We start from the raw sequence: 24,456 nt of genomic DNA on the forward strand, positions 1-24,456 counted from the left end.
CGAGTGGCATCCGTTATCATACGTTTGCCTGGCGCGATCGCGCACGTGCCGCGGCGCACAGTGGCCGGCGGCATTCACCTCAAATTGAAAGAAAGAGAGTAGCGAAATGAAAGCCAAGACCTTGCTGATATTGCGTCACGGGAAATCCGACTGGACGACCGGTGATGAGGACTACCACCGACCGCTGGTCGCTCGCGGTCGCCAGGGTAGCCAGAAGATGGGCGCCTGGATCAGGCAGCAGAAGCTGGTTCCCGAGGCGGTGATCAGTTCACCGGCTGAGCGCGCGCGGGCGACGACCATGCTGGCCTGCAAGGCCATGGGTCTGCCCGCGAAAACCGTCCGTTGGGACGAGCGCTTGTACGCGGCGCCAGTCGAAGCCTTGCTGGCGGCGCTCGCCGAATGCCCAAAGAACACTCGCCGGGTGATGCTGGTTGGCCACAATCCTGGCCTGGAGGAACTCGTAGAGTATCTGGCGAGTCACGTTGACGTTCCCGAGGACGGCAAGATCCTGCCCACCTCGGCGCTTGCGCGACTCGAGCTGCTCGAGGATTGGCGCAACTTGGCACAAGGTTGTGCGACAGTGGTTTCGCTGACGCGTCCGGGCGAACTGGGCGATGATCTGCTCGTCAAGGCGGCCGAGGACGCCGATGCGCGCGGACCGGTACCGGACTATTTCTTTACCCAGTCGGCCGTGCTGCCGTATCGCCGGCGCGACGGCAAGCTCGAGATGATGATCGTTGCTTCCCGGCGGGGAACGCGCTGGGTCTTGCCGAAGGGTGTCAAGGAGCCTGAACTTTCGCTGCGCGATTCAGCAAGCAAGGAAGCCCTCGAGGAAGCCGGCATACGCGGCGAGCTGGACGAGGAGCCAATCGGCCATTATGACTACGCCAAGTGGGGTGGCGTTTGCAGCGTGGCGGTCTTCCCGATGGCCGTCAGCGAATGCATTCCGGACGCCGAGTGGGAGGAAAACCACCGTCAGCGGCGCTGGGTCCCGGCGAAGGAGGCCAGGCGCCTGCTCGACGAGCCCGCCTTGCGCAAGCTGGTCGACAAGCTGGAGAAGCGGCTGAAGTAAGCGCTGGCAGCTATCCCGGCGGCGGGCGGGCTGCGTGCGCACAAGCTCGTCGAGCGATGCTGCTTCCCTATCCACTGCGTACCGACCGCGATTAGGAATCGCCAGGATCGCTGACTATGCCGGGGTCCACCATAAAAAGTCGCCAGTTTCTGCGCCGCCCCAGGTCAACAGTTGCCTCGCACAGATATAAAAGGAGAGCCGCTGCCATTGATCCACATCATGGCCATCGGGGGGCTTCGCCCCTATTGTGCACGCCGATGAAACCGAGCTTTCCTGCTTCTCATGACGCTGCTGGCCCCGGCGCGGCGGCTTCGGCGCCGGCCTCGGCGACGGCACCGGCACCGGCACCGGCAGCCGGCTGGCCGCTGCTCGCGCTCGGTTTCCGGCCGTTCTATCTGCTCGCCGGAGCATACGCGGCGCTTGCCGTGCCGCTCTGGGTTGCTGTGCACGGCGGCGCACTGCCGGCGCTCGGGGCGCTGGCCGGCAGCGTCTGGCACGCGCACGAGATGATCTTCGGCTATGCCTTCGCTGTGATCGCCGGCTTCCTGTTTACCGCCGTGCGCAACTGGACGAACCGGCCGACGCCGTCAGGCGGCGCGTTGGCGCTGGTCTGCGCGCTCTGGCTGGCGGCCCGCGTCTGCGTGTTGACACCGTGGATCGAGCTGGCGGCCGCGTTCGACCTGCTCTTCGCCGTTGCCGTGGCAATCGGTATTGCGCGGCCGATGATCGCCAGCGCCAACCGGCGCAACTACTTTTTCATCGGCCTGGTGGCGCTGCTCGGTCTGGCCGGCGCGACGCTGCTGATCGGCGCCGGGCGTGGCAGCAGCGCTCTCGCCCCGCTGGCAAGCACGCTCGGCCTCGATCTCGTCGGGTTGATCATCGCGATTATCGCCGGACGCGTCGTGCCGATGTTCACCAACAACGCCGTTCTCGGCGCCGGCGCGACGCGCGTCGAAGCGCTCGAGCGCAGCGCACTCGGCGTGTTGATTGCGCTGTTCGCCGTCGACGCTTTGGCGACGCTGCTTCCCGCTGTGCCGTCGGCGCTTGTTACCGGCGTTCTGGCGCTGCTCGCCGCCGGCGTGCACGCGCTGCGTCTGGCGCGCTGGCGCCCGCTGCGCACGCGCGCACTGCCCATCCTGTGGATTCTGCACGTCTCCTACGCTTGGCTGGTCATTCATCTGGCCTTGCGCGGAGCAGCGGCCGTCGATCTCTTTCCGGCCAACCTGGCGACGCACGCCCTGACCATCGGCGCCATCGGCGGCATGACGCTTGGCATGATGACGCGCACGGCGCGTGGGCACAGCGGGCGGCCGCTGCTTGCCGGGCGCGCCGAACTGGCGGCCTACCTCCTGATCCAGCTCGCGGCGCTCGTCCGCGTCTTCCTGCCGCTCGTACTGCCGGGGGCGTACGGCACCAGCCTGACCCTGTCAGCCCTCTTCTGGAGCAGCGCTTTCGCTTTGTTCACGGTGCGCTTCTGGCCGATTCTCAGCCGACCGCGGGTTGACGGCCGGCCAGGCTGAGCCGGCCGGCGGCAGGCGCCTTGACCCCCTGCGAGGGCGGCCAATATACTGTTCCTCTCGTCGCCGATTTCGTGATTGGTGCCTACGTTCAGGCACCGGAGGGCAATTAAACCATGTCGATGTTGTCCGTGAAGCGCGCTATTTCCAGCCGCAGCGATGCCGCGCAGGCGGTTGCCGAGGTGCGGCGCGCGCTCGAGCAGACCGATGCCAGTCTGGTCATTCTCTTCGTTTCTGCGCGCTACGACCTGGCGGCGGTCGAGGATGCGCTGCGCGGCGCGTTCGGCTGCCCGGTGATTGGTTGCACGACGGCCGGCGAGATCAACTCGGGGGGCTATACCGCCGGCGGAATGGTCGGTGTCAGCCTGGCATCGCCGAATCTTTTCGTGCATCCGAGGCTGATCGCGCCACTCGATTCCTTCGGTTTGGTCGAGGGCGAGCAACTGGCCGGTGAACTGCACGCCGAGCTCAGGCTGAGTGATGATTTCGACACCCGCCGGATGTTCAGTCTGCTCCTCGTCGATGGCCTGTCGATGCTCGAGGAGCAGGTGGTTGCGACGCTGCACCGGGCGCTTGCCGGCGTACCGCTGTTCGGCGGATCGGCCGGCGACGATCTCTCGTTCACGCGCACCCACGTCCTCTTCGACGGCCAGTTCCGCAGCAACGCGGCGGTGTTGACGCTATTCGAAACGACGCTGCCCTTCGTTCTCTTTCAGACGCAGCACTTCGCTCCGACCGACACGCGGCTGGTGATCACGGAGAGTGATTGCGCGTCACGTACGGTGACCGAGATCAACGGCGGCCCGGCAGCCGAAGAATACGCACGTGCAGTCGGTCTGGACATTTCGGAGCTGAATCCGCAAATCTTTGCTGCTTACCCGGTGATGCTGAAGATCGGCGGCGAGTACTATGTTCGCTCGATCCAGAAAGTCAATCCGGACGGCAGCCTGACCTTCTATTGCGCGATCGACAATGGTCTGGTGCTGACCGTCGGCCGCGGCAAGGAGCTCGTCGAGAGTCTGGCCGAGACGCTCGCCCGCTTACGCCATGAGTTGCCGACGATGAAACTGGTTCTCGGTTGCGACTGTATCCTGCGCCGGCTCGAGCTGCAGCAGAAAGAACTCGTCGAGGCGGCCGGCGAGGTTCTGAAGGACGTAGACTTCGTCGGCTTCTCGACCTACGGCGAGCAGGTCAACGGCATCCACGTCAATCAGACGCTGACCGGGATTGCACTTGGCGAGTAGCGCTGGTCATCGGCTGCAGGGCGCACGCGGGCTGGCGCAATGACCGACGCAGCCGATCTGCCGAAACGCCTCGCGGCGCTCGAGCGCGAACTCGCCATGCAGCGCAAGATCAACCGGGTCCTGATGGAGCGCGTCGAGCGCAGCGTCAATGACAGCGGCAGTTCGTATTCGCTCTTCGAGCGTAACATCACCTTGCAGCGCAGCGTCGATGCGCAGGTACGCGAGCTCGAGCGCGTCAATGCCGAGTTGCATCGGCTGATCGACACGGCGAATCGGGCGCAGCGCGCGGCCGAGGCGGCAAGCCAGGCGAAAAGCGAGTTTCTGGCGACAATGAGTCATGAGATCAGAACGCCGATGAATGGCGTGCTGGGCATGACTGAATTGCTGCTTGGTACGCGCCTCGATCCGGTACAGCGCCGTTATGCCGAGTCGGTGTTCAGCTCGGGTCGCCATCTGCTCGGGATCATCAACGACATTCTGGACTTTTCGAAGGTCGAGGCGGGGCGCCTGGAACTCGAAGCCGTACCGTTCTCACCGGCTGATCTGGTCAGCGAAGCGGTCGCCATGTTCGCGCAGCCAGCGGCCGAACAAGGGCTGGCCTTGTCCTGCGCGCTGTCGCCGGCCCACGACGCCGTGCGCCTGCGCGGCGACCCGTTCCGCCTGCGCCAGGTGCTGCTCAACCTGCTCAACAACGCAATCAAGTTCACTCGTGCCGGCAGCGTCACCGTACGCGCGTCGGTCGGCGAAGCGGCGGCGGGCCGGCGCCGCTTCGCTTTCAGCGTTGAGGATACGGGCGTCGGGATTCCGGCGGCGGTGCGCGACAAGATATTCGAACACTTTGCCCAGGCGGATGGTTCGACCACCCGGCAGTTTGGTGGCACCGGCCTCGGCCTGGCGATTTGCCGGCGCCTGGTCGAACTGATGGGCGGAACGATAGGCGTGGAAAGCGAGCTTGGTGTTGGCAGCCGTTTTACCGTCGATCTCGTGCTGCCCGAGCTCGCTCGGGAAGACAAGCGCGTGAGCAGCTTGGCGGCAGCGGAAAATGCCAACGCAGCGGTCGCTGACCAGACGATCGGTGCTGTCCGATCCACCGGCGGCGGAGAGTCGGCGAACCCGCTGCGCGGACGTGTCTTGCTGGTTGAGGACAATCCGATCAACCAGGTGGTTGCCGAGGCGATGCTCGCGGCGCTCGGCATGACCGTCGAACTCGCTCGCAACGGCCAGGAGGCCTTGCTGCTGGCGGCCGTGCAACGTTTCGACATCGTCCTGATGGATTGCCAGATGCCGGTGCTCGATGGCTACGAGGCGACTCGGCGGCTGCGCCAGCGCGAGGTCGATGGCAGCGAGCGCGTGCCGGTGATCGCGCTGACCGCCAACGCGCTCGAGGACGACCGCCAGCAATGCATCGAGGCCGGCATGGACGACTATCTGAGCAAGCCGTATTCGCAGACACAACTGGCTACGCTGTTGCGCCGCTGGCTCCTGCCGGCGGCCGGCGCCACCGCGCGTCAGGGAAATTAGGCGGCTGACTTGGCTTCGCCGCCGAGCGCAGCGAGCAGGTCGTCGAGCAAGCGCGCGACCTCGCCAGTCATCAGAGTGAAGTCGATGGCGAAGCGTTCGTCTTCGTTCTCGCCCTGGCCCTCCGCCTCATCTTTCAGCAGATCGAGGAAACTCAGCCGCTTGAGCTGCAGGTTATCGTCGAGGATGAACGAGATACGGTCGTTCCAGGTCATTGCCAGGCGAGTGACGACCTTGCCGCCGGCGATGTGGCGGCCAATTTCCTCGCCTTCCAGCGGGTGATGGGCGTAGCGTACGATCGCCTTTTCCGGCGAGCGCAATTCGAGGTCCTGGTCGAGCGTGAAGCCGGGCGGCGCTTCGCCAGCGGCGACCCAGGCGGTCATCGCCGCTGAAGGGGAGAGCATCACCTTGAGCAGCTTGGCGGGCAAGCCCTCGACGCTCTTGTGCAGAAGTTCAAGGAACTCGTCCGCCTTTGCCGGCGAGGCGCAGTCGACAACCAGCCAGCCATTGACCGGGTCGATCCAGCCGTAGGTCGTCCGTTGGCGGACGAAGGCGCGCGGCAGCAGGGTCAGCGTCGTCTCCTCGAGGATCTCGCGCAGTTCACGGCGACCGACGCGGCGCCCTTCGTTTTCCTCGATCGCCTTGACTTTGTCGGCGGCGAAGCGCTTGACGACCGACGTCGGCAGCAGCTTTTCCTCGGCTCCGAGAGCCAGCAGGAATTGCCGCTCTGCCGTGTAGAGCAAGCTGCCATCAGGCCCTGGTGGCTGCCAGCCGAGGCTACGCGGGTCGGTTGCAGCGCACGCCTGTAGCGTGCGGCGGGCGAGCTGTTCAGCAAGTTGTTCGGCTTCGACAGCACAGTTTTTCGGCAGACGGTAGAGGCTAAGGTTCTTGAACCACATGCGGCGGGACTCCAGACAGACGGGAAAACGGATCGAAGGATGCGGCTTGGCCGAGGCTCGCTAAGCCTTGATCAGGCGGTTGGGAAGTGAAATGGCGGCAGCCGCTGAAAGCCGCTGGCGGCGGGCGCCAGCGCAAGCTTGGGCGCGCCGCTTCATTCGCCGACAAGGTCGGCGTCGGCCGGCGGAACGAAGCGGAAGAGGGTGGGTGGCAAGCGCGGGTTGCGCTCGATGCGGCTGAAGCTGAGTTTCGTCGTCTGGCCGAGGCTGTCGTGCAGTTCCATCATCTTCAGCTCGTGCGCCGCGAAACCCAGGCGGATTTTCTCGAATCCGCTCTCCGCCGTCTTCGGCCGTGCTTCCAGCCAGGCGATGCCGTCGCTGGCCTCGCGCGATCGCGTCTCGCCGAGTTTGTCCTCTTCGCGCAGGTTGAAATTCTTCTCGATCGTGTTGTCGCCGGCGAGCAAAGCCGCCGGGCTGCCGCCGAGCGCCGCGCCGACCTTGCGCACCGTCACCTGGCGCAGCTCTGGATCGTGCATCCAGACCTTCTCGCCGTCGCCAACCAGCAATTGGCTGTACGGTTGTTCGATCTGCCAGCGAAACTTGCCGGGACGCGCGATCATCATCACGCCGCTTGCCGTCTGTACGTTGCGACCGTTACGCGCGACGACGGTCTGCGCGAAGTCCGCGCGCAGCGTGCGCGTGCCACTCAGGAAGCGATGCAGGTCGTCGATCGTCCCCGCGTGCGCAGTGTGCGGGCCACTGAGCAGCGCCGCGAACAGGACGCCGGCCAGGCAAGGCGGCTTGCGGCTCATTCGTCTTCCTTGCGGGCGATGACTTCACGCCCGCCGCGCGGGTCCATCGCGGAAACGAGTCCAGCCTTCTCCATCGCCTCGAGCAGGCGGGCGGAACGGTTGTAGCCTATGCGCAGATGGCGCTGAACGAGCGAGATCGACGCCCGGCGGTTCTTCAGAACGACTTCGACTGCTTGGTCGTACACGGGATCGGCCTCGCCGTCGGTCTCGCCGCCACCGCCTTCGCCGCCGCCAGCACTCGCGCTGCCTTCATCGCTGCCACCGCTGAGCACGCCGTCGACATAGTTCGGCGTACCGACCTTCTTCAGATAGTCGACGACGCGATGAACTTCGTCATCGGCGACGAAAGCGCCGTGCACGCGCGTCGGATAGCCGGTACCTGGCGCCAGGAAAAGCATGTCGCCCTGGCCAAGCAGCGCTTCGGCGCCCATCTGGTCGAGAATCGTGCGCGAATCGATCTTCGACGAAACCTGAAACGAGATGCGCGTCGGGATATTCGCCTTGATCAGGCCGGTGATCACGTCAACCGAAGGCCGCTGCGTGGCGAGAATCAGGTGGATCCCCGAGGCGCGCGCTTTCTGCGCCAGGCGGGCGATCAACTGCTCGACCGTCTTGCCGGAAACCATCATCAGATCGGCCAGTTCGTCGATGACGACGACGATGTAGGGCAGAACCGTCAGCGGTTCCGGCGTTTCAGGGGTCAGTGAAAGCGGATTGGCGATCTTTTCGCCGGCTTTTTCGGCTTCACGCACGCGATGGTTGAAACCGGAGACGTTGCGCACGCCCATGGCGGACATCAGCTTGTAGCGCTTTTCCATCTCGGCGACGCACCAGTTGAGCGCGTTGCTCGCCTGCTTCATGTCGACGACGACCGGCGCCAGCAGGTGCGGGATGCCCTCGTAGATCGACAGTTCAAGCATCTTCGGGTCGACCAGGATGAGCCGCACCAGGTCGGGCTCGGACTTGTAGAGCAGCGAGAGGATCATCGCGTTGATGCCGACCGACTTGCCCGAGCCGGTCGTCCCGGCGACGAGCAGGTGCGGCATCCGGGCCAGATCGACGACCACCGGCTGGCCGCCGATGTCCTTGCCGAGGGTCATCGCCAGCGGTGCGTTGAGATCACTGTACTGCCGGCTGGAAATGATTTCGAGCAGGCGAACGGTCTGCCGTTTCGGATTCGGCAGTTCGAGCGCCATCGAAGACTTGCCCGGGACGGTCTCGACGACGCGCACCGAGACGAGTGACAGCGAGCGCGCCAGATCCTTGGCCAGATTGAGAATCTGCGCCCCCTTGACGCCGACTGCGGGTTCGATTTCGTAGCGCGTGACCACCGGGCCGGGGTAGGCCGCGGTGACCGTAACCTGGACGCCGAAATCGGCGAGTTTGCGCTCGATCAGGCGCGAGGTGTACTCCAGCGTCTCGTGACTGACGCTGTCGGCATGCGGTGGTGCCGGTTCGAGCAAGTGCAGCGGTGGCAACATGCCGCCGACGACCGCTTCCGGAAAGAGGACGGCCTGGCGTTCGCGTTCGATGCGCTTTTCGACCTTCGGCGGCAAGGGTGGGGGAGCGCTGACCTCGGGCGGTGTTTCGATGAGCACCGGTTCATGCGTCTCGACGCGTCGCTTTTCGACCTCGACGACCGCTTCGCGCTCGCGCGCGATTTCCCGCCCGATGCGTCGGTCGCGCCAGCGATCGAGCAGGTCGCGCAGGGCGAAGACGCCTTGTTCGAGCAGCGTTCCACAGCGTTCGGCAGCGCTGATCCACGACATCCCGGTGAAGATGCTCCAGCCGAGAACGAGCAGAGCGAACAGGGTCAGCGTGGCGCCCGTGTAACCGAGATGGCGAACGGTGAAGGCGCCGATCTCGATCCCGACGATCCCGCCGGGGCCAACCGGCAACGGCGCCGTATGCGTGTAGAAACGCAGCGTTTCGAGCCCGCTGCTGGCCAGGAGGAGGACGAGGAAGCCGCTCAGCGCGATCAAAAGGGGGCGGCGGTCGGCGGGCTGCCGGCTATCCAGGCTGCGGTAACCCCACCAGACGAAAGCGAGCAGGAGGACGATCCACCACCACGCCGAGAGACCGAAAACGGCCAACAGCAGATCGGCCAGCCAGGCGCCGCTACGGCCTGCCGGGTTGTGCAGCGTCAGCGCATGCACGGCATGCGACCAGCCGGGATCGGACCGGTGGTAGCCCGAGAGCGAAAGCGCCAGAAAACCGGCGATGACGATCAGGATCAGCCAGCGCGATTCCTGCAGCAGAAGCGCGATTTTTTCCGGCAGGGGGTTGCTCGCGGCGCGCGAGCTCGAACCCCCTCTACCGGTAAGTCTGTTCAACAAGGCCATCAGTGGGAGCGCAGCAGGCGGGTTCACCAGAGGATCAGCTTTGCCGGCCAGGCGCGCTGGGCATCGGCGCATCCTTGTCGGTGAGAATGATGCGGCCTTCCTCGACGCGGAAATAACCGCGGTTTTCAAGGTCCTTCATCACCCGGCTGACCATTTCGCGCGAGGCGCCGATCATCTTGGCGATGTCCTGCTTGGTCAGGCGGCGTTTGATCACGCGCCGACCGCGCTCGTCTTCGGAAAAGTCGATCAGCAGTTTGGCGACCCGCCCGTAGACGTCGAGCAGGGCCAGGCTCTCGATGTTGCGGTCGGCTTCGCGCAGGCGCTGGACGAGACTCTTCATGATGTTCAGGCAAAGATCGAAGTTCTCGGCCAGACAGCGTTTGAAGTCGTTCTTGGTAATCACCAGCAACTCGCAGGTTTCGGTGGCGACGACATCGGCCGAGCGCGGGCTGCCGTCGATCAGGCCCATTTCGCCAAAGAATTCCCCCGGGCCGAGCAGCGTGAGGATGACCTCGCGCCCCTCTTCGTCGCTGTTCAGAACCTTGGCTCCGCCGCTGATCAGCACATAGAGCGAGTCGGTGCTGTCGCCAGCGCGCACGATCGTCGTCAGGCGCGTCACGCGGCGGTGGAAAGCGACCTTGGCAATCTGTTCGAGCTGGGAATCCGGAACTCCGGCGAAAATCGGAATGCTGTGCAGCAATATCAGGCTTGGTCCTCTCCTGGGCTGCTCGACCTGCGTGTTCATTGGCATTCTCTCATTAGTTGATGTGAGTGCTATCAAGGGTTTGCGCCGCAATTATAATGCACTTCTCAGATCTGCGAGAAAAACCGGCGCCGGCGCGCACTTTGCCACCGGGCAGCCGTCGCTTACAATCGAGCGTTACGCTGCCGGCGGTTCGCCGACCGGCTGTTCGACGCCCCATCACGCCGCAGTTGCCCAGTTACCCACGTCATTTCGAGGGAGCAATTCAGAATGAGCTCAACCCCCCGCCACTGCCGTCTGTTGATTCTCGGTTCGGGTCCGGCCGGCTATACCGCCGCCGTTTACGCGGCGCGTGCCAACCTGCAGCCGGTCTTGGTCACCGGTATGGCGCAGGGCGGGCAGTTGATGACGACGACCGACGTCGACAACTGGCCGGGCGACGTGCACGGTGTACAAGGGCCGGAACTGATGCAGCGCTTCGAGCAACACGCCCGCCGCTTCGAGAGCGAAATCATTTTCGATCACATCCACACGGCGCAGGTCGGCGAACGGCCTTTTGTCCTGATCGGCGATAGCGCGACCTACACCTGCGATGCGCTGATCATTGCCACCGGTGCTTCGGCGCAGTACCTCGGCTTGCCATCGGAAGAAGCGTTTGCCGGGCGGGGCGTTTCCGCCTGCGCCACCTGCGATGGCTTCTTCTATCGCAACCAGCCGGTGGCCGTCATCGGCGGTGGCAATACGGCGGTCGAGGAGGCGCTTTACCTGGCCAACATTGCGAGCCACGTCACGCTCGTCCACCGGCGCGACAAACTGCGCGGCGAGAAAATCCTGCACGACAAGCTGTTTGCCCGCGAGCAAGCAGGCAAGGTTACGATTCGCTGGAACTCTACGCTGCAAGAGATCCTCGGCGATCAGTCGGGGGTGACCGGAATTCGCTTGCAGGACAAGTTGAGCGGCAAGCTCGAAGACATTCCCATGCTCGGTGTCTTCATCGCCATTGGCCACAAACCGAACACCGACCTGTTCATCGGCCAGTTGGCGATGGACGGCGGTTACCTGATCACCCAGGGCGGGCGGCATGGCAACGCGACGGCGACGTCGGTTCCCGGCGTCTTCGCTGCCGGCGACGTGCAGGACCACATCTACCGCCAGGCGTGCACCTCGGCCGCCAGCGGCTGCATGGCGGCGCTCGACGCCGAGCGCTACCTCGACGGCCTTGGTTTGAGCGGCTGATGGTCGGTTGCGCGGCGGCGGCCGGCAACATCCGGCTGCGCCGCCGCGCGAGCCGGTTTGCGCGACGAGCTGACTGCACGCAGATCCCGGTGCCCGGCATGAACAGGCGACGGTCAGAGCCCAGCGCCGACGACTTGGCGGCTTTTCTCGCCGCTGTCGACGGCGCTACGCCGTTGCGCCGGGAAGGGCGCGTCGTCTTCGACCCGCCGAAGCCGAGCCCGCGTCCGCGACAGCGCGAAATCGACGAAGCCGCCGTGCTCGGTGAAGCGCTGCATGCGCCGCTGGCGGTCGACGACTGGCTCGACCTGGGTGGTGCCGACTCGTTTCTTCGCCCCGGTCTGCCGCGCGCGATCCTGCGCGACTTGCGGCGTGGGCGCTGGTCCATCCAGGATCACCTCGACCTGCACGGCATGAACCGCCATCAGGCGCACGCTGAGGTGACCGCCTTTCTCAGCGATTCGCTGCTCGCCGGCAAGCGCTGCCTGCGCATCGTCCATGGCCGTGGGCACGGCTCGCCGGGGCGCGAGGCAATCCTGCGCCGCCTGGTCAAGAGCTGGCTGGGTCGCTGCCGGGATGTGCTGGCTTTCTGTCACGCGCCGCCGAGCGACGGCGGCGACGGTGCGCTGTGGGTTCTGCTCAAGGGGAGCGGAAAACCGCGCTAGGTGTTGGCGATATCCTGGCGCCGGTGCGCTCGCCCGGCGGGCGTCGCGAGCGGGCGGCCTTACGCGGACAAGGCGCAGATCGCCTTGCCGCCAGTGACTGCGGCGTCAGATCGCCGCTTCATCGAGTTCGCCGGTACGAATGCGGACGACCTGGTCAATCGTGCTGACGAAGATCTTGCCGTCGCCGATCTTGCCCGTGCGCGCCGCCTTGACAATCGCGTCGATCGCGGGATCTACGCCGCTATCGCTGACAACGATCTCGATCTTGACCTTGGGCAGAAAATCGACCACATACTCGGCACCGCGATAGAGTTCGGTATGCCCCTTTTGGCGCCCGAAACCCTTGACCTCGGTCACCGTCAACCCGGTGACGCCGATTTCCGAAAGCGCCTCACGCACTTCGTCAAGCTTGAACGGTTTGATGATCGCTTCGATTTTTTTCATGGTCATGTCTCCGTGGAAGGTCGTCGGGAAATCGTATCAGAAATCGGGCGAGGCGCCCACGCTCAGTACGGGTCGCGGTAGCGATTGGTGATCGGATAACGCCAGTCCTTGCCGAAACCACGCTGCGTGACGCGGATGCCGACGGGCGCCTGGCGCCGCTTGTATTCGCTGATCTTCAACAGGTGCACGACGCGCCGCACGTCGGCCGGCGAATGACCTTGGGCGATGATCTCGCGCGGGCTGAGCTCCTTGACCATGTAGGCCTCGACGATGTCATCGAGGATAGCGTAGGGCGGCAGGCTGTCCTGATCGGTCTGCCCCGGCTTCAACTCGGCCGACGGTGGGCGGGTGATGATCTTCTCGGGAATCACGTACGAGCGCGTGTTGCGCCAGCGCGCCAGGCGGTAGACCAGCGTCTTGACGATGTCCTTGATCACCGCGAAGCCGCCGGCCATGTCGCCGTAGAGCGTGCAGTAGCCGACCGCCATTTCCGATTTGTTGCCGGTCGTCAGGACGAGCGACCCGGTCTTGTTGGACAGGGCCATCAGAATCGTGCCGCGGATTCGCGCCTGCAGATTCTCTTCGGTGGTGTCGGCCGCAAGGCCGGCGAACTGCGCCTCAAGGAGAGCGGCGAAGGTCGTCATTGCCGCTTCGATCGGAATCTCGTCGTAGCGCACGCCGAGCAGGCGGACCATCTCGCGTGACTCGGAGAGGCTGAGTTCGGCCGTGTAGGGCGAGGGCATCATGACTGCGCGCACCTTGTCGGCGCCCAGCGCATCGACTGCGATGCACAAAGTGAGCGCCGAGTCGATACCGCCTGAGAGGCCGATGATCGCGCCGGGAAAACCGTTTTTGCCGAGATAGTCGCGCACGCCAAGGACGAGTGCCTGGTAGACCTCGGCTTCCCGGCACGGCGCTTCGGCGATCTCGCCGGCGATCAGATCGCCGTCGGCGAATTCGACCAGGCCGAGATCCTCGGCGAACTGCGGCAACTGGCGGCACAGCTCGCCGCGTGAGTCGAGGGCGAACGATCCGCCGTCGAAGACAAGTTCGTCCTGACCCCCGGCCAGATTGGCGTAGACCATTGGCAAGCCGGTGCTGGCGACGCGTGCGCGCAGAACTGCGGTGCGCCGTTCGCGTTTGCCGATGTGGTAGGGCGAGGCATTGAGCACGAGCAGGATTTCCGCCCCGGCGGCCCGCGCACGGTCGGCGGCGCCAGCTTCCCAGACGTCGGCGCAAATGTTGATGCCGCAACGCACACCGTTGATCGTCAGCACGCAGGGCCCGCTTCCCGACTCGAAGTAACGCTCTTCGTCGAAAACCTCGTAGCTTGGCAGTCGCTGCTTGTGGTAAGTGCCACGGCGCTCGCCGCCACTGAGCAAGGTCGCCGCGTTGTAGCACTTGCCGGCGCGTTTCTCGGGGTGGCCGACAAGGACGGAGATTCCCGGCAGACGGCTGGCCAAGCTGTTCAGCTCGCCGGTGCAGGCAGCGTAGAAGTCGTTACGGAGCAGCAGGTCTTCCGGCGGGTAGCCGGAAAGCGCTAGCTCGGGCGTGAGCAGCAGGTCGGCGCCCTGCTGCTGGGCGCGTTCGGCGAAGTCCAGGATGCGCGCCGCATTTCCGGCGAGGTCGCCGACGGTCGCATTGATCTGGGCGATGGCGATCTTCAGGGGCATGGCGGCAGCAACCGGCAAGCGGGACGTGCAGACCGTCGGCGAGGGGGCGACCCGCGTGGCGCTCAGAAGGCGGGCTTGTCCTTCGCGGTCGCGTAGCGCTCGACGCCGTCGAGAATCTCTTTCTTGGCTTCTTCGCTGCCCAGCCAGCCGCTGACCTTGACGAACTTGCCGCGTTCGAGATCCTTGTAGTGCGCGAAGAAATGCGCGATCTGATCAAGCACGACCTGAGGGAAATCGCGCGGTGTCTCGACATCGCGATACATCGGCGTCAGGCTGTCGACGGGTACCGCGAGCACCTTGCCGTCCTGTCCCGATTCGTCTTCCATCGCCAGCAGGCCAATCGGCCGGCAACGCACGACGACGCCCGGCGGCAGGGCAAACTGGGTGATCACGAGCACGTCCACCGGATCGTCATCGCCGGCGATGGTGTGCGGGATATAGCCGTAGTTGCACGGATAGTGCATCGCGGTCGACATGAAACGATCGACGAAGACGGCCCCGCTGTCCTTGTCTACTTCGTACTTCACCGGATCGGCGTGCATTGGAATCTCGATGATGACGTTGAAGTCGTTCGGTAGCGCTTTGCCGGCGGGCACACGATCCAGACCCATGATAATGATCTCTCAACAGATGGAAGACAGTGGATTATACGCCAGGGCGCGACGACGTTTGCTTTGGCGGGCGTTGCGGGGGGCCGAAATCTGGCCAGACGAGGTCGTTGACGGTCGGCGCACGACGGCGCGAGCAGCTTGCCATGGCCCAGCGGCGGGCACGGCTCCTCGCCCTGGCTTCGGTAGCTGCCTGCGTTCTCAGGCGGGGCAGGCGAGTGCGGGTGCGCTTTCGCTGGTCGGCTGCACGGGCTGGGGCGTGAGTTGCTGCAGCCACGCCAAGACCGGCGCCGCGCAGCTTTCCCACTGCTGATCGACGATCATGGCGTGCCCGGCGCCGGGAACGATGCGCAACTCGCCACGCCAGCGACGGGCGACGCGCTCGGTCATGTAGGATGGGAAAACCGCGTCGGCTTCGCCACCGACGACGAGCACCGGCAGGGCTGGCGTGCGTGGCGGCCAGCGCCAGAAAAGCAGCGACAGATCGCAAATGGCGCGCAGCGATTCGGGTTGCACCAAGCGGGTGAATTCGCCCAGCACCTGGTCGCTCGTGTCAGGCGAAAAGTAGACCTGTTTGATCAGGCGCAGCGCCGCAGTGTCAAAAATCCCCTTGCTCATCTGGAACACTGCGCCGAGAAACTGCGGGTGCTGGAAAAAGAGCCGGATCGCCGATTCCAGGGTGCCGCCGGGCGGCACCGGTGACATCAGGACCCCGGCTTCAGCGCGCGATTCCTCGAGTACGCGTTCGGCGAGAAATGCGCCCATTGAATGGCCAACGACGATCGGCTTGCGATCGAGCTGCTCGATCACCTGCAGCACATCGACAAGGTAGTCGTCCAGGCTCAGGGTATCGAGTTCACTTCCTCCCTCGCTCTGGCCGTGTCCGCTCAGGTCGAGCGCGTGACACTCGTAGCCTCGAGCGGCGAAGAATGGCAGGAAATGAACGTCCCAACAGCGGGCGTCGACGTAGCCGCCATGGATGAAAAGCAGCGGCGGGTGCGGGGAGCGCGCTGCCGGTGCGCGCTGCAGGGTGTGGATGCGGCGTCGAGCCATGATGAGTCTCCAGAATGGGCTTTGATTATAACCGACCAGACAGCCCGGAGTTGCCTGAGTTTCGGAAGCATCACGCACCTGGCGCAGCGCTGCCGGCGGTCAGATTCCGCGCAAATGTCCGTGTCGCGCGCCGCCCACCGCTCGCGCTTACTCAGCTCTCGGTGTTCCCGGCCCGCTGCCGTAAGCGGTACTTGCCGGGTAACCGGCGAGATCGAGGAGTTCGTTCCAATCGCCGCTGGCGAAACCGCGCAGGTTCTTGCGGCCGACCACCAGGCTGGGCAAGAGCGACCTGCCGCCCAACTGCTGGTTGACTTCGGCGAATTCTGCCTGGCTGCGGAGGAGTTTTTCGGTGAACGGGATGCCACGCCGAGTGAGCAAGTCGCGCGCCGCGCGGCACTCGTCGCATTCGGCCGCGGTGTACAGCACGACGGGAAACTTCTCGCTCGCCTGGCGCGCCGCGTAGGACAAGGGCGCGGGCGCCGGTTTCTCGGCGCTTTCGCCACTCGAGCCTTGGCCCTTGTAGATCGTCACCTGGCGTGCGTCGGCCGGCGGCGGGTGGTCGGAAATCACCGTACGGCCCGTCTTCGCATCGATCCAGCGGTAGGTCGTCTGGCCGTTGACGGTCGTCGCTGCGAGCAGGAGGCTGAGGAACAGAGCCGCCCGTCGGAAAGAGTCGGCGCACCACATGATGGAAACTCCCGGTAAGTCAGGCGGCGATCATTCCGCTTCGTCGCAGCAGCGCGTCGACCGTCGGCGCGCGGCCGCGGAAGGCCAGGAAGCTGTCGATCGCCGGTCGGCTGCCGCCGACCGCCAGAATCTCGTTCAAGAAGCGCTCGCCGGTCGTCCGGTCGAAGGCGCTGCCCGCTTCCTCGAAAGCGCTGTAACAATCGGCGGAAAGCACTTCTGCCCATTTGTAACTGTAGTAGCCGGCCGCGTAGCCGCCGGCAAAGATGTGCGAAAAGCTATGCGGAAAGCGATGCCACTCGGGGGGAACGATGACCGCCACTTCGCGCCGCACCTCGTTCAGGAGATCGAGCACGCTTCGTTCGCCGGCCGGGTCGAAAGTGCTGTGCAGCAGCAGGTCGAAGAGGGCAAACTCGACCTGGCGCAGCGTCTGCATGCCGCTCTGGAAGTTGCGCGCCGCCAGCATCTTGTCGAACAGCGCGCGCGGAAGCGCTTCTCCGGTGTCGACGTGCGCCGTCATTTCCGGCAGAACGCTCCATTCCCAGCAATAGTTTTCCATGAATTGCGAGGGCAATTCGACTGCATCCCACTCGACGCCATGAATGCCGGCGACTGGCAGATCGTCGACGCGGGTCAACAGGTGGTGCACACCGTGCCCGGTTTCGTGAAACAGCGTGATGACTTCGTCGTGCGTGAAAGTGGCGGGCCGCAGCTTTCCGTCGTTGTCGACCAGGGGTCGCGCGAAGTTGCAGTTCAGATAGGCTACCGGCTTCTGGATTCCGTCGGGAGTCGCCGCGCGGAACTCGGCGCGCGCCCGTCGGCGGCTGACCGCTTCGTCCATCCAGGCGCCGCCACGCTTGGTCTCGCGCGCATAGAGGTCGAGGTAGAAGCGGCCGATCAGATCGCCGGTCGGCGTCTCGATGCGGAAGAAGCGGACATCGTCGTGCCACAGCGGCGCATGGTCGGGCTTCAGGCGAACGCTGAAGAGCGTTTCGATGACGCGAAAAAGGCCGGCCAGTACCTTGTCCTCGGTGAAGTACTGCTTGACCTCGTGCTCCGAGAAGGCATAGCGCTGCTGCAGCAGCTTTTCCGAAGCGTAGGCGACATCCCAGGCTTCCAGCGTTGCCAGGCCGAGCTCGGTGCGCGCGAAGGCGCGCAGCTCGGCGACATCGCGCTCGGCAAAAGGACGCGCTTTGCCGGCCAGATCGCGCAGGAAGGCAAGGACTTGCGCAACCGAGTCCGCCATCTTGGGAACCAGCGAAACCTCGGCGAAGTTGGCGTAGCCGAGCAACTGCGCCTCTTCCCGGCGCAATTCGAGAATACGTCGGATGAGCTGAGTGTTGTCCAGTTCGGGGGGGCCGAACTCCGACGCGCGCGTGGCAAAGGCGCGATAGAGCGCTGCGCGCAGCCGCCGACTGTCGGCGTACTGCATCACCGGCAGGTACGACGGCATGTGCAGCGTGAACTTCCAGCCGCCCTTGCCGTCTCGCTCGGCGGCCGCGCGCGCCGCCTGCCGTACGTCTTCCGGCAAGCCGGCAAGCTCGCCTTCGTCGCTCACCCGTTCGCTGAAGGCATTGGTTGCGTCGAGCAGGTTTTCCGAGAACTTCGCTGCCAGGCTGGCCAGTTCCTCGCTGATTGCCTGAAAGCGCGGTTTCAGCTCGTCCGCAAGTTCGGCGCCGGCCAGGCGAAAATCGCGCAGTTCGTGCTCGACGATGCGTTGCCGGGCGGTCGACAGTTGGGCGAACTCGCGGCTGGCGGCGATCGCCCTGTACTTTGCGAAAAGCTTGAAATTCTGCCCGAGCTCGGCGTAGAAGCGGGCAACCTCGGGCAACATGCGGTTGTAAGCCTCACGCCAGGCGGGGATGTCGTTGACCGCGTGCAGATGGCCGACGATTCCCCAGGCGCGCGCGAGCGGTTCCAGACCGTCGGTCAGTGGTTCGGCGAACGATGACCAGGTGGCGGCCAGGTCGTCGTCGGTCAGCCTCACGATCAGCTTGCGCGCTTCACCCAGCAGGTGAGTGATCGCCGGTTCGACATCGTCCGGGCGAACGCGATCGAAGCGTGGCAGATCGGAAAAGTCGAGCAGTGGATTGTCGGCGAGTGTGCAGGAAGTCATTCAGGTTTCCTTACGGCCTGCGGCCGGCTGGCGTCAGCGTGGCGAGAGGCGAGGGTGGCAGGAAAGTCATTCGACCAGCTCACGGTAAGCGTGCCAGGAAGCGTGCCCAATCAGCGGCATGAGGACGATCAGCCCGAAGAACAGGGTCAGGAAGCCGAGCGCGGTAAGGACGACGATGATCGCTCCCCAGAGAATCATCAGGAGCAGGTTGGCGTCGACGCTGCGCAGGCTGGTGCGCAAGGCGACGAGCAGCCCGAGCGGACGGTCGAGCAACAGCGGCACTGAAACAACCGTCACCGAGAAGATCAGCAGCGCCAGCGTTCCGCCGCTGAGCAGCCAGATGAGCAGGAGGTCGCGATGCTCGCTGCTGGTATGCACTACCGCGAGCAGCTTGAGCAGGTCGGGCGTCAGGTCGGGCGCAAGCAGATGGAAGAGGCCGGTCGACAGGCGTTCCCAGAGCAAACCGACGGCGCCGAGCAGGAGACCGAGCTTGAGCAGTTCCACCCGGTTTCGGCGGCCACCGGCGAGCGAGCTGAAGAAGGTCGACGACTGACCGGACTCGCGTCGCCGGCTGATTTCGTACAGACCGCCGGAAAGCAGCGGCGCGACGAGAAAGAAGCCGGAGGTTGCGGCAATGAAGACGTGTCCGTTGCGCCAGGCGAAGATCGTGATCAGATCGCCGGCGATCGCAAAGAGTAGGCCGTAAGCCAGACTGGCAATCGGATTGGCGAGCAAGTCACGCCAGCCGGCGGCCAGCCAGGCAAAGGGACGGCTCAGCGCCACCTGGCGAATGCCCGGCAGCGTTGCGGCAGGACTCGGCGGAGGAAGCGGCTGACTCATGCAATCTCCTGGCTGAAAGGAAGTCGGCAAGGGCAGTTGGCCGGCATGCGATGGCTCAGACGGCGAACGGCTCGCCGGTCAGGTGCTCGCACGCCTCGACGTACTTGGCGCGTGTGCGCGCGATGACCTCGGCCGGCAGGCTGGGCCCGGGTGCGCGCTTGTCCCAGGCAAGCGTTTCGAGATAATCGCGCACGAACTGCTTGTCGTAGGAGGGTGGATTGCTTCCCGCGCGATAGGCCTCGGCCGGCCAGAATCGCGACGAATCGGGGGTCAGCGCTTCGTCGATCAGATGCAACTTGCCGGCAGCATCGAGGCCGAACTCGAACTTGGTGTCGGCGATGATGATCCCGCGCGCGGCTGCGTAGTCGGCCGCGCTGCGGTAGAGCGCGAGGGCGGCGGTCCGCGCTTCCTCGCCGACCGCCGCCCCGCTGCGACCGCTTGCGGCGAGCACGTCGGCCAGCTCTTCTGCGCACGCGGCCTGCGCCTGGGCGAAGGAAATGTTCTCGTCGTGCGCGCCGATCGCCGCCTTGGTTGCTGGAGTAAACAGCGGTTCGGGCAGGCGGCTGGCGAGCTGCAGGCCGGCCGGCAGCGCGAGGCCACAAACACTGCCGGTGCGCTGGTAGTCCTGCCAGCCGGAACCGATCAGATAGCCGCGCACGACGGCTTCGATTGGCAGCGGGCGCAGTCGCCTGACGACCAGCGAGCGCCCACGTACCTGATCGCGCTCGTCGTTGGCGACGACGGTTTCCGGGTCGGTTCCGGTCAACTGGTTGGCCACGATGCCGGCCAGACGGCTGAACCAGAAGCTGGCCAGGCGGGTGAGCACCTTGCCCTTGTCCGGGATCGGGTCGGGCAACACGACATCGAAGGCGGAAAGCCGGTCGCTGGTGACGATCAGCAGTTTGTCGTCGGCAACCGCGTAGATGTCGCGCACCTTGCCTCGGCCGAGCAACGGCAGGCTGCGCAGGGTCGATTGAAAGAGAGGTTCAGACACGTTGGTGATCCAGGTCAGGCCGACGGTTCGACGAGAGGCGGTGAGGGCACGGATTATAGGGCAGATCGCCAGCGCCCGACGCTGCGCTGGTGCCGCTCGTCGTCAGGCGGCGGCGCACACGGCTACCCGCTCGAGCCGCCAGCCGGAACGAAAAAAAGCCGCGCCGCTCATCAAGAGCGGCGCGGCCCTGATTTGCCCAGGCCTAGCGAACGGTCTGGCTCAACTCGCCGCTCTTGTAGCGCTCAGCCATCTTTTCGAGCGGGATCACCTTGATCTTGCTCGCCTGGCCAGCCGTACCAAAGGCCTCGAAGCGCGCCTGACAGATCTTCTTGGCCGCTTCACGCGCCGGCTTCAGGTAGTCGCGCGGGTCGAACTTGGCCGGATTCTCGGCGAAGTAGCGGCGGATGGCGCCGGTCATCGCGAGCCGGATGTCGGTGTCGATGTTGACTTTGCGCACACCGTGCTTGATCCCGGTGACGATTTCTTCCACGGGCACGCCGTAGGTTTCCTTCATGTCGCCGCCGAACTCGCGAATCTCGGCGAGCAGTTCCTGCGGCACCGACGACGAACCGTGCATGACCAGGTGGCAGTTCGGGATGCGCTCGTGGATTTCCTTGATGCGGTCGATCGCCAGAATGTCGCCGGTCGGCTTCTTGGTGAACTTGTAGGCACCGTGCGAGGTACCGATGGCGATCGCCAGCGCGTCGCACTGCGTCTGCTTGACAAAGTCGGCTGCCTGTTCGACATCGGTCAGGAGTTGCTCGCGGGTCATCGTCCCTTCCGCGCCGTGGCCGTCTTCCTTGTCGCCGCGCATCGTTTCCAGCGAGCCCAGAACGCCGAGTTCGCCCTCAACCGAAACGCCGATGGCGTGCGCGAATTCAACCACTTTGCTCGTCGTTTCGACGTTGTATTCGTAGGTGGCGACCGACTTGCCATCAGCCATCAGCGAACCGTCCATCATCACTGACGAGAAGCCCGAGCGAATCGCTGCCATGCACACTGCCGGCGATTGGCCATGGTCCTGGTGCATGACGATAGGAATGTGCGGATAGGCTTCCAGCGCGGCGAGAATCTGATGCCGCAGGAAGGGCTCGCCGGCGTATTTACGCGCGCCGGCGGAAGCCTGCATGATTACCGGAGCATCGACCTCAGCGGCGGCTTCCATGATCGCCCACACTTGTTCCATGTTATTGACGTTGAATGCGGGCAGACCATAGCCATTGGCCGCGGCATGGTCGAGTAATTGACGCATAGATACAATTGGCATGATTGCTTTCTCCAGTGGTTGCTTAGTTGCCTGAATAGGGAAGCCGGCCGGCGCCGGTTCCGACAGTTTTTCCTGCTGATCGAACGACCTGGGGAACGATCGAAGCCATCGCTCAGGGTATTTCGTCAGCCGGGCGCGTACTGCTGGTCGCCGACCCGAACGATCTTCAGCGTGTTGGTTCCGCCGCTGGTACCCATCGGCTCGCCGGCGGAGAGGACGATGAAATCGCCTTTGCCAACGATCCCCTCGTTCATCAGCAGACGTTCCGCGTCGTAGAGCAGCTCATCGCGTGTCGCCGGTCGCTGCGTCATGAACAGCGGGAAGACCGCGCGATAGAGGCTCATCTTGGTCACCGCTTCCGGCCGCGGGGTGAGCGCGTACACCGGCACACCGCAGTTCAGGCGGCTCATCCAGAGCGCTGTCGCGCCGGATTCGGTCAGTGCGGCGATCGCCTTCACCTTGAGGTGATGCGCCGTCCAGATCGCGGCCAGCGAAATCGTCTGATCGATACGCGTGAATACCTGATTGAGAAACTCGCTGTCGAGCGTGACTTCGGCTGATTTCTCGGCTTCCAGGCAGATGCGCGACATCGCCTCGACCGTTTCCACCGGATACCGACCTGAGGCGGTTTCGGCCGACAGCATGACCGCGTCGGTGCCGTCGAGGACGGCATTGGCGACATCGGAGACCTCGGCCCGGGTTGGTGTCGGTGAGTTGATCATCGACTCCATCATCTGCGTCGCGGTGATCGCCAGCCGGTTCTTTTCGCGCGCCAGTCGGATCATTCGCTTCTGCAGCGCGGGCACTGCGGCGTCTCCGACCTCGACGGCAAGATCACCGCGCGCGACCATGATGCCGTCGGAGGCGCCAATGATCTCTTCCAGCGCGGCGACCGCTTCGACGCGTTCGATCTTGGCGATCGTGTGCGCCCGCCCACCCGCCGCGTGGATCAGTTGCTTGGCCATGTACATGTCGGCCGCGCTCTTGGGAAACGAGACGGCGACGAAATCGACCTCCATCGCCGCCGCCGTCCGGATGTCTTCCATGTCCTTGGCGGTCAGCGCGGGTGCCGAGAGGCCGCCGCCCTGGCGGTTGATTCCCTTGTTGTCGGACAAGGCGCCGCCGTGGCGGACGATGGTGAAGATCTCCGAGCCGGCCACGCGCTCGACGTCGAGGACGATCCGCCCGTCGTCGAGCAGCAGCACGCTGCCGCTGGAGACGTCGCGTGTCAGGTCCTTGTAGTCGAGACCGACGCGCTCGCTGTTGCCCAGCTCACAGTTGGCGTCGAGGATGAAGCGCGAGCCGTTCTCGAGCCAGCTCTTGCCTTCAGCGAATTTGCCGACGCGGATTTTCGGGCCCTGCAGGTCGGCCAGAATGCCGACCGGGCGTCCGACGCGTGCCGCCGCTTCACGCACGAGTTGGGCACGCCCGATGTGTTCCTCGGGTTTGCCATGAGAGAAGTTGAGGCGCACGACATTGACGCCGGCGCGGATCATACGCTCCAGAACTTCGGCGTTGGACGACGCTGGGCCGAGCGTGGCGACGATCTTGGTATCTCGCGACATGTTTCTCCTACTGTTCCTGCCTGGCAGGGCGCTTCCGGCAGGGCACCCGGAGGTGCCCTGCGCCGGCTTATCAGCCAGCCATCACCTTGACCATTTCCAGCACCTTGCAGGAATAGCCCCATTCATTGTCGTACCAGGCGACGACCTTGATGAACGTACCGTCGAGCGCCATTCCAGCTTCGGCGTCGAAGACCGAGGTGCAGCTCTCGTCGCGGAAGTCGGTCGCCACGACCTTTTCGTTGGTGTAGCCGAGAACGCCCTTCATCGGGCCTTCCGAGGCTGCCTTCATGGCGGCGCAGATGGCGTCGTAGGTCGCTTCATTGCTCAGTTCGCAGGTCAGATCGACGACCGAAACGTCCGACGTCGGAACGCGGAAGGCCATGCCGGTCAGCTTCTTGTTCAGCTCGGGGATGACCTTGCCCACCGCCTTGGCGGCGCCGGTCGACGACGGGATAATGTTTTCGAGGATGCCGCGGCCACCACGCCAGTCCTTGTTCGAGGGACCGTCGACCGTCTTCTGGGTGGCCGTCGCCGCGTGCACCGTGGTCATCAGGCCGCGCTTGATTCCCCAGTTGTCGTTCAGCACCTTGGCCACCGGGGCCAGGCAGTTGGTCGTGCACGAGGCATTCGAGATGATCGTTTGCCCGGCGTAGGTCTGATGGTTGACGCCGAAAACGAACATCGGCGTGTCGTCCTTGCTCGGCGCGCTCTGAATGACTTTCTTGGCGCCGGCGGCAATGTGCTTCTGGCAGGTGTCGAGCGTCAGGAAGAGGCCGGTCGATTCGACGACGACTTCGGCGCCAACTTCATCCCACTTCAGCTCGGCCGGGTCCTTGACCGCGGTCAGGCGAATGCGCTTGCCGTTGACCACCAGCGTGTTGCCGTCAACCGAAATGTCGCCCTTGAAGCGGCCATGCACCGAGTCGTACTTCAGCATGTAGGCCAGATAGTCGGGCTCGAGCAGGTCGTTGATGCCGACCACTTCGATATCGTTCGCGAAGTCCTGCACAGCAGCGCGAAAAACCATCCGACCAATACGCCCGAAACCGTTGATTCCAACTTTGATTGACATGAAACGATCTCCTTGAAGAATTACAACAATGATTTCACGCAGTCGACCACGCCGGTCACCGTGAAACCGAAAAAGTCGAACAAGCGGCCAGCCGGAGCCGACACGCCAAAACGATCGATGCCGATCGTGGCGCCATCG

Annotated in this window: 21 protein-coding genes; 6 read left to right on the top strand and 15 right to left on the bottom strand. The window is 64.6% G+C overall.

From position 1 onward, the window contains the following. Positions 1-106: 106 nt before the first annotated feature. From Q1L59_RS07000 to Q1L59_RS07015, 4 genes are all read left to right on the top strand, one after another. On the top strand, positions 107-1,072 hold the full coding sequence (locus Q1L59_RS07000) for a histidine phosphatase family protein (RefSeq protein ID WP_300330023.1): 966 nt from the start codon (positions 107-109) through the stop codon (positions 1,070-1,072). Between the two features lie 257 nt (positions 1,073-1,329). Then, on the top strand, positions 1,330-2,592 hold the full coding sequence (locus Q1L59_RS07005) for an NnrS family protein (protein WP_300330026.1): 1,263 nt from the start codon (positions 1,330-1,332) through the stop codon (positions 2,590-2,592). 113 nt (positions 2,593-2,705) lie between these two features. Then, entirely contained in the window at positions 2,706-3,833 is a 1,128-nt protein-coding gene (locus tag Q1L59_RS07010; protein ID WP_300330029.1) for an FIST N-terminal domain-containing protein, read from the top strand. Between the two features lie 39 nt (positions 3,834-3,872). Beyond that, the gene (locus Q1L59_RS07015) at positions 3,873-5,354 is read left to right on the top strand and encodes an ATP-binding protein (RefSeq protein WP_300330032.1); all 1,482 of its coding nucleotides are present in this window, start codon (positions 3,873-3,875) and stop codon (positions 5,352-5,354) included. Here Q1L59_RS07015 and Q1L59_RS07020 read toward each other — a convergent pair. The 4 genes from Q1L59_RS07020 to Q1L59_RS07035 form a co-directional block, all read right to left on the bottom strand. After that, the gene (locus tag Q1L59_RS07020) at positions 5,351-6,250 is read right to left on the bottom strand and encodes a recombination-associated protein RdgC (protein ID WP_300330037.1); all 900 of its coding nucleotides are present in this window, start codon (positions 6,248-6,250) and stop codon (positions 5,351-5,353) included. The genes Q1L59_RS07015 and Q1L59_RS07020 overlap by 4 nt on opposite strands. A 152-nt stretch (positions 6,251-6,402) precedes the next feature. Continuing rightward, positions 6,403-7,059, bottom strand: coding sequence for an outer membrane lipoprotein chaperone LolA (gene lolA, locus Q1L59_RS07025; protein ID WP_300330040.1), 657 nt, complete (start codon positions 7,057-7,059; stop codon positions 6,403-6,405). After that, complete coding sequence (locus Q1L59_RS07030; RefSeq protein WP_300330087.1) at positions 7,056-9,401, bottom strand: DNA translocase FtsK; 2,346 nt, start codon at positions 9,399-9,401, stop codon at positions 7,056-7,058. The genes lolA and Q1L59_RS07030 overlap by 4 nt, the downstream gene beginning before the upstream one ends. Positions 9,402-9,435: 34 nt before the next feature. After that, positions 9,436-10,146, bottom strand: coding sequence for a Crp/Fnr family transcriptional regulator (locus Q1L59_RS07035; protein ID WP_300330042.1), 711 nt, complete (start codon positions 10,144-10,146; stop codon positions 9,436-9,438). A 228-nt stretch (positions 10,147-10,374) separates the two neighbouring features. On the opposite strand from Q1L59_RS07035, the gene trxB reads away from it, so the two are divergent. Together trxB and Q1L59_RS07045 are read left to right on the top strand one after the other, a co-directional pair. After that, positions 10,375-11,340, top strand: a complete 966-nt coding sequence (trxB, locus tag Q1L59_RS07040; RefSeq protein ID WP_300330045.1) for a thioredoxin-disulfide reductase — start codon at positions 10,375-10,377, stop codon at positions 11,338-11,340. Between the two features lie 98 nt (positions 11,341-11,438). Next, positions 11,439-12,002 carry a Smr/MutS family protein gene (locus Q1L59_RS07045; protein WP_300330047.1) on the top strand — a complete coding sequence of 188 codons (564 nt, stop codon included), beginning with the start codon at positions 11,439-11,441 and terminating at the stop codon, positions 12,000-12,002. A 105-nt stretch (positions 12,003-12,107) separates the two neighbouring features. Here the strand turns inward: Q1L59_RS07045 and Q1L59_RS07050 are convergent, their stop codons facing one another. The 11 genes from Q1L59_RS07050 to gap form a co-directional block, all read right to left on the bottom strand. Next, positions 12,108-12,446 carry a P-II family nitrogen regulator gene (locus Q1L59_RS07050; protein WP_300330050.1) on the bottom strand — a complete coding sequence of 113 codons (339 nt, stop codon included), beginning with the start codon at positions 12,444-12,446 and terminating at the stop codon, positions 12,108-12,110. 62 nt (positions 12,447-12,508) lie between these two features. Beyond that, the gene (locus Q1L59_RS07055; protein WP_300330053.1) at positions 12,509-14,119 is read right to left on the bottom strand and encodes an NAD+ synthase; all 1,611 of its coding nucleotides are present in this window, start codon (positions 14,117-14,119) and stop codon (positions 12,509-12,511) included. Between the two features lie 62 nt (positions 14,120-14,181). Then, complete coding sequence (ppa, locus tag Q1L59_RS07060) at positions 14,182-14,730, bottom strand: inorganic diphosphatase (protein WP_300330056.1); 549 nt, start codon at positions 14,728-14,730, stop codon at positions 14,182-14,184. A 198-nt stretch (positions 14,731-14,928) separates the two neighbouring features. Then, positions 14,929-15,780 carry an alpha/beta hydrolase gene (locus Q1L59_RS07065; RefSeq protein WP_300330059.1) on the bottom strand — a complete coding sequence of 284 codons (852 nt, stop codon included), beginning with the start codon at positions 15,778-15,780 and terminating at the stop codon, positions 14,929-14,931. A gap of 147 nt (positions 15,781-15,927) precedes the next feature. Beyond that, positions 15,928-16,467 (bottom strand): glutaredoxin family protein, encoded by a 540-nt coding sequence (locus tag Q1L59_RS07070; RefSeq protein ID WP_300330062.1) that lies wholly within the window; start codon positions 16,465-16,467, stop codon positions 15,928-15,930. A 19-nt stretch (positions 16,468-16,486) separates the two neighbouring features. Beyond that, entirely contained in the window at positions 16,487-18,580 is a 2,094-nt protein-coding gene (locus tag Q1L59_RS07075) for a M3 family metallopeptidase (protein ID WP_300330066.1), read from the bottom strand. 66 nt (positions 18,581-18,646) lie between these two features. Beyond that, the gene (locus Q1L59_RS07080; protein ID WP_300330069.1) at positions 18,647-19,420 is read right to left on the bottom strand and encodes a DUF2189 domain-containing protein; all 774 of its coding nucleotides are present in this window, start codon (positions 19,418-19,420) and stop codon (positions 18,647-18,649) included. 55 nt (positions 19,421-19,475) lie between these two features. Next, positions 19,476-20,414, bottom strand: a complete 939-nt coding sequence (locus Q1L59_RS07085) for a phosphoribosylaminoimidazolesuccinocarboxamide synthase (protein WP_300330071.1) — start codon at positions 20,412-20,414, stop codon at positions 19,476-19,478. Between the two features lie 202 nt (positions 20,415-20,616). Then, positions 20,617-21,681, bottom strand: coding sequence for a class II fructose-bisphosphate aldolase (gene fba, locus Q1L59_RS07090; protein WP_300330074.1), 1,065 nt, complete (start codon positions 21,679-21,681; stop codon positions 20,617-20,619). Between the two features lie 125 nt (positions 21,682-21,806). Further along, positions 21,807-23,246 carry a pyruvate kinase gene (pyk, locus tag Q1L59_RS07095; RefSeq protein WP_300330077.1) on the bottom strand — a complete coding sequence of 480 codons (1,440 nt, stop codon included), beginning with the start codon at positions 23,244-23,246 and terminating at the stop codon, positions 21,807-21,809. Between the two features lie 70 nt (positions 23,247-23,316). Further along, positions 23,317-24,318, bottom strand: a complete 1,002-nt coding sequence (gene gap, locus Q1L59_RS07100; protein WP_300330080.1) for a type I glyceraldehyde-3-phosphate dehydrogenase — start codon at positions 24,316-24,318, stop codon at positions 23,317-23,319. Between the last annotated feature and the right edge of the window lie 138 nt (positions 24,319-24,456).

The sequence above is a fragment of the Accumulibacter sp. genome, from assembly GCF_029255125.1.
Lineage (GTDB): Bacteria > Pseudomonadota > Gammaproteobacteria > Burkholderiales > Rhodocyclaceae > Accumulibacter.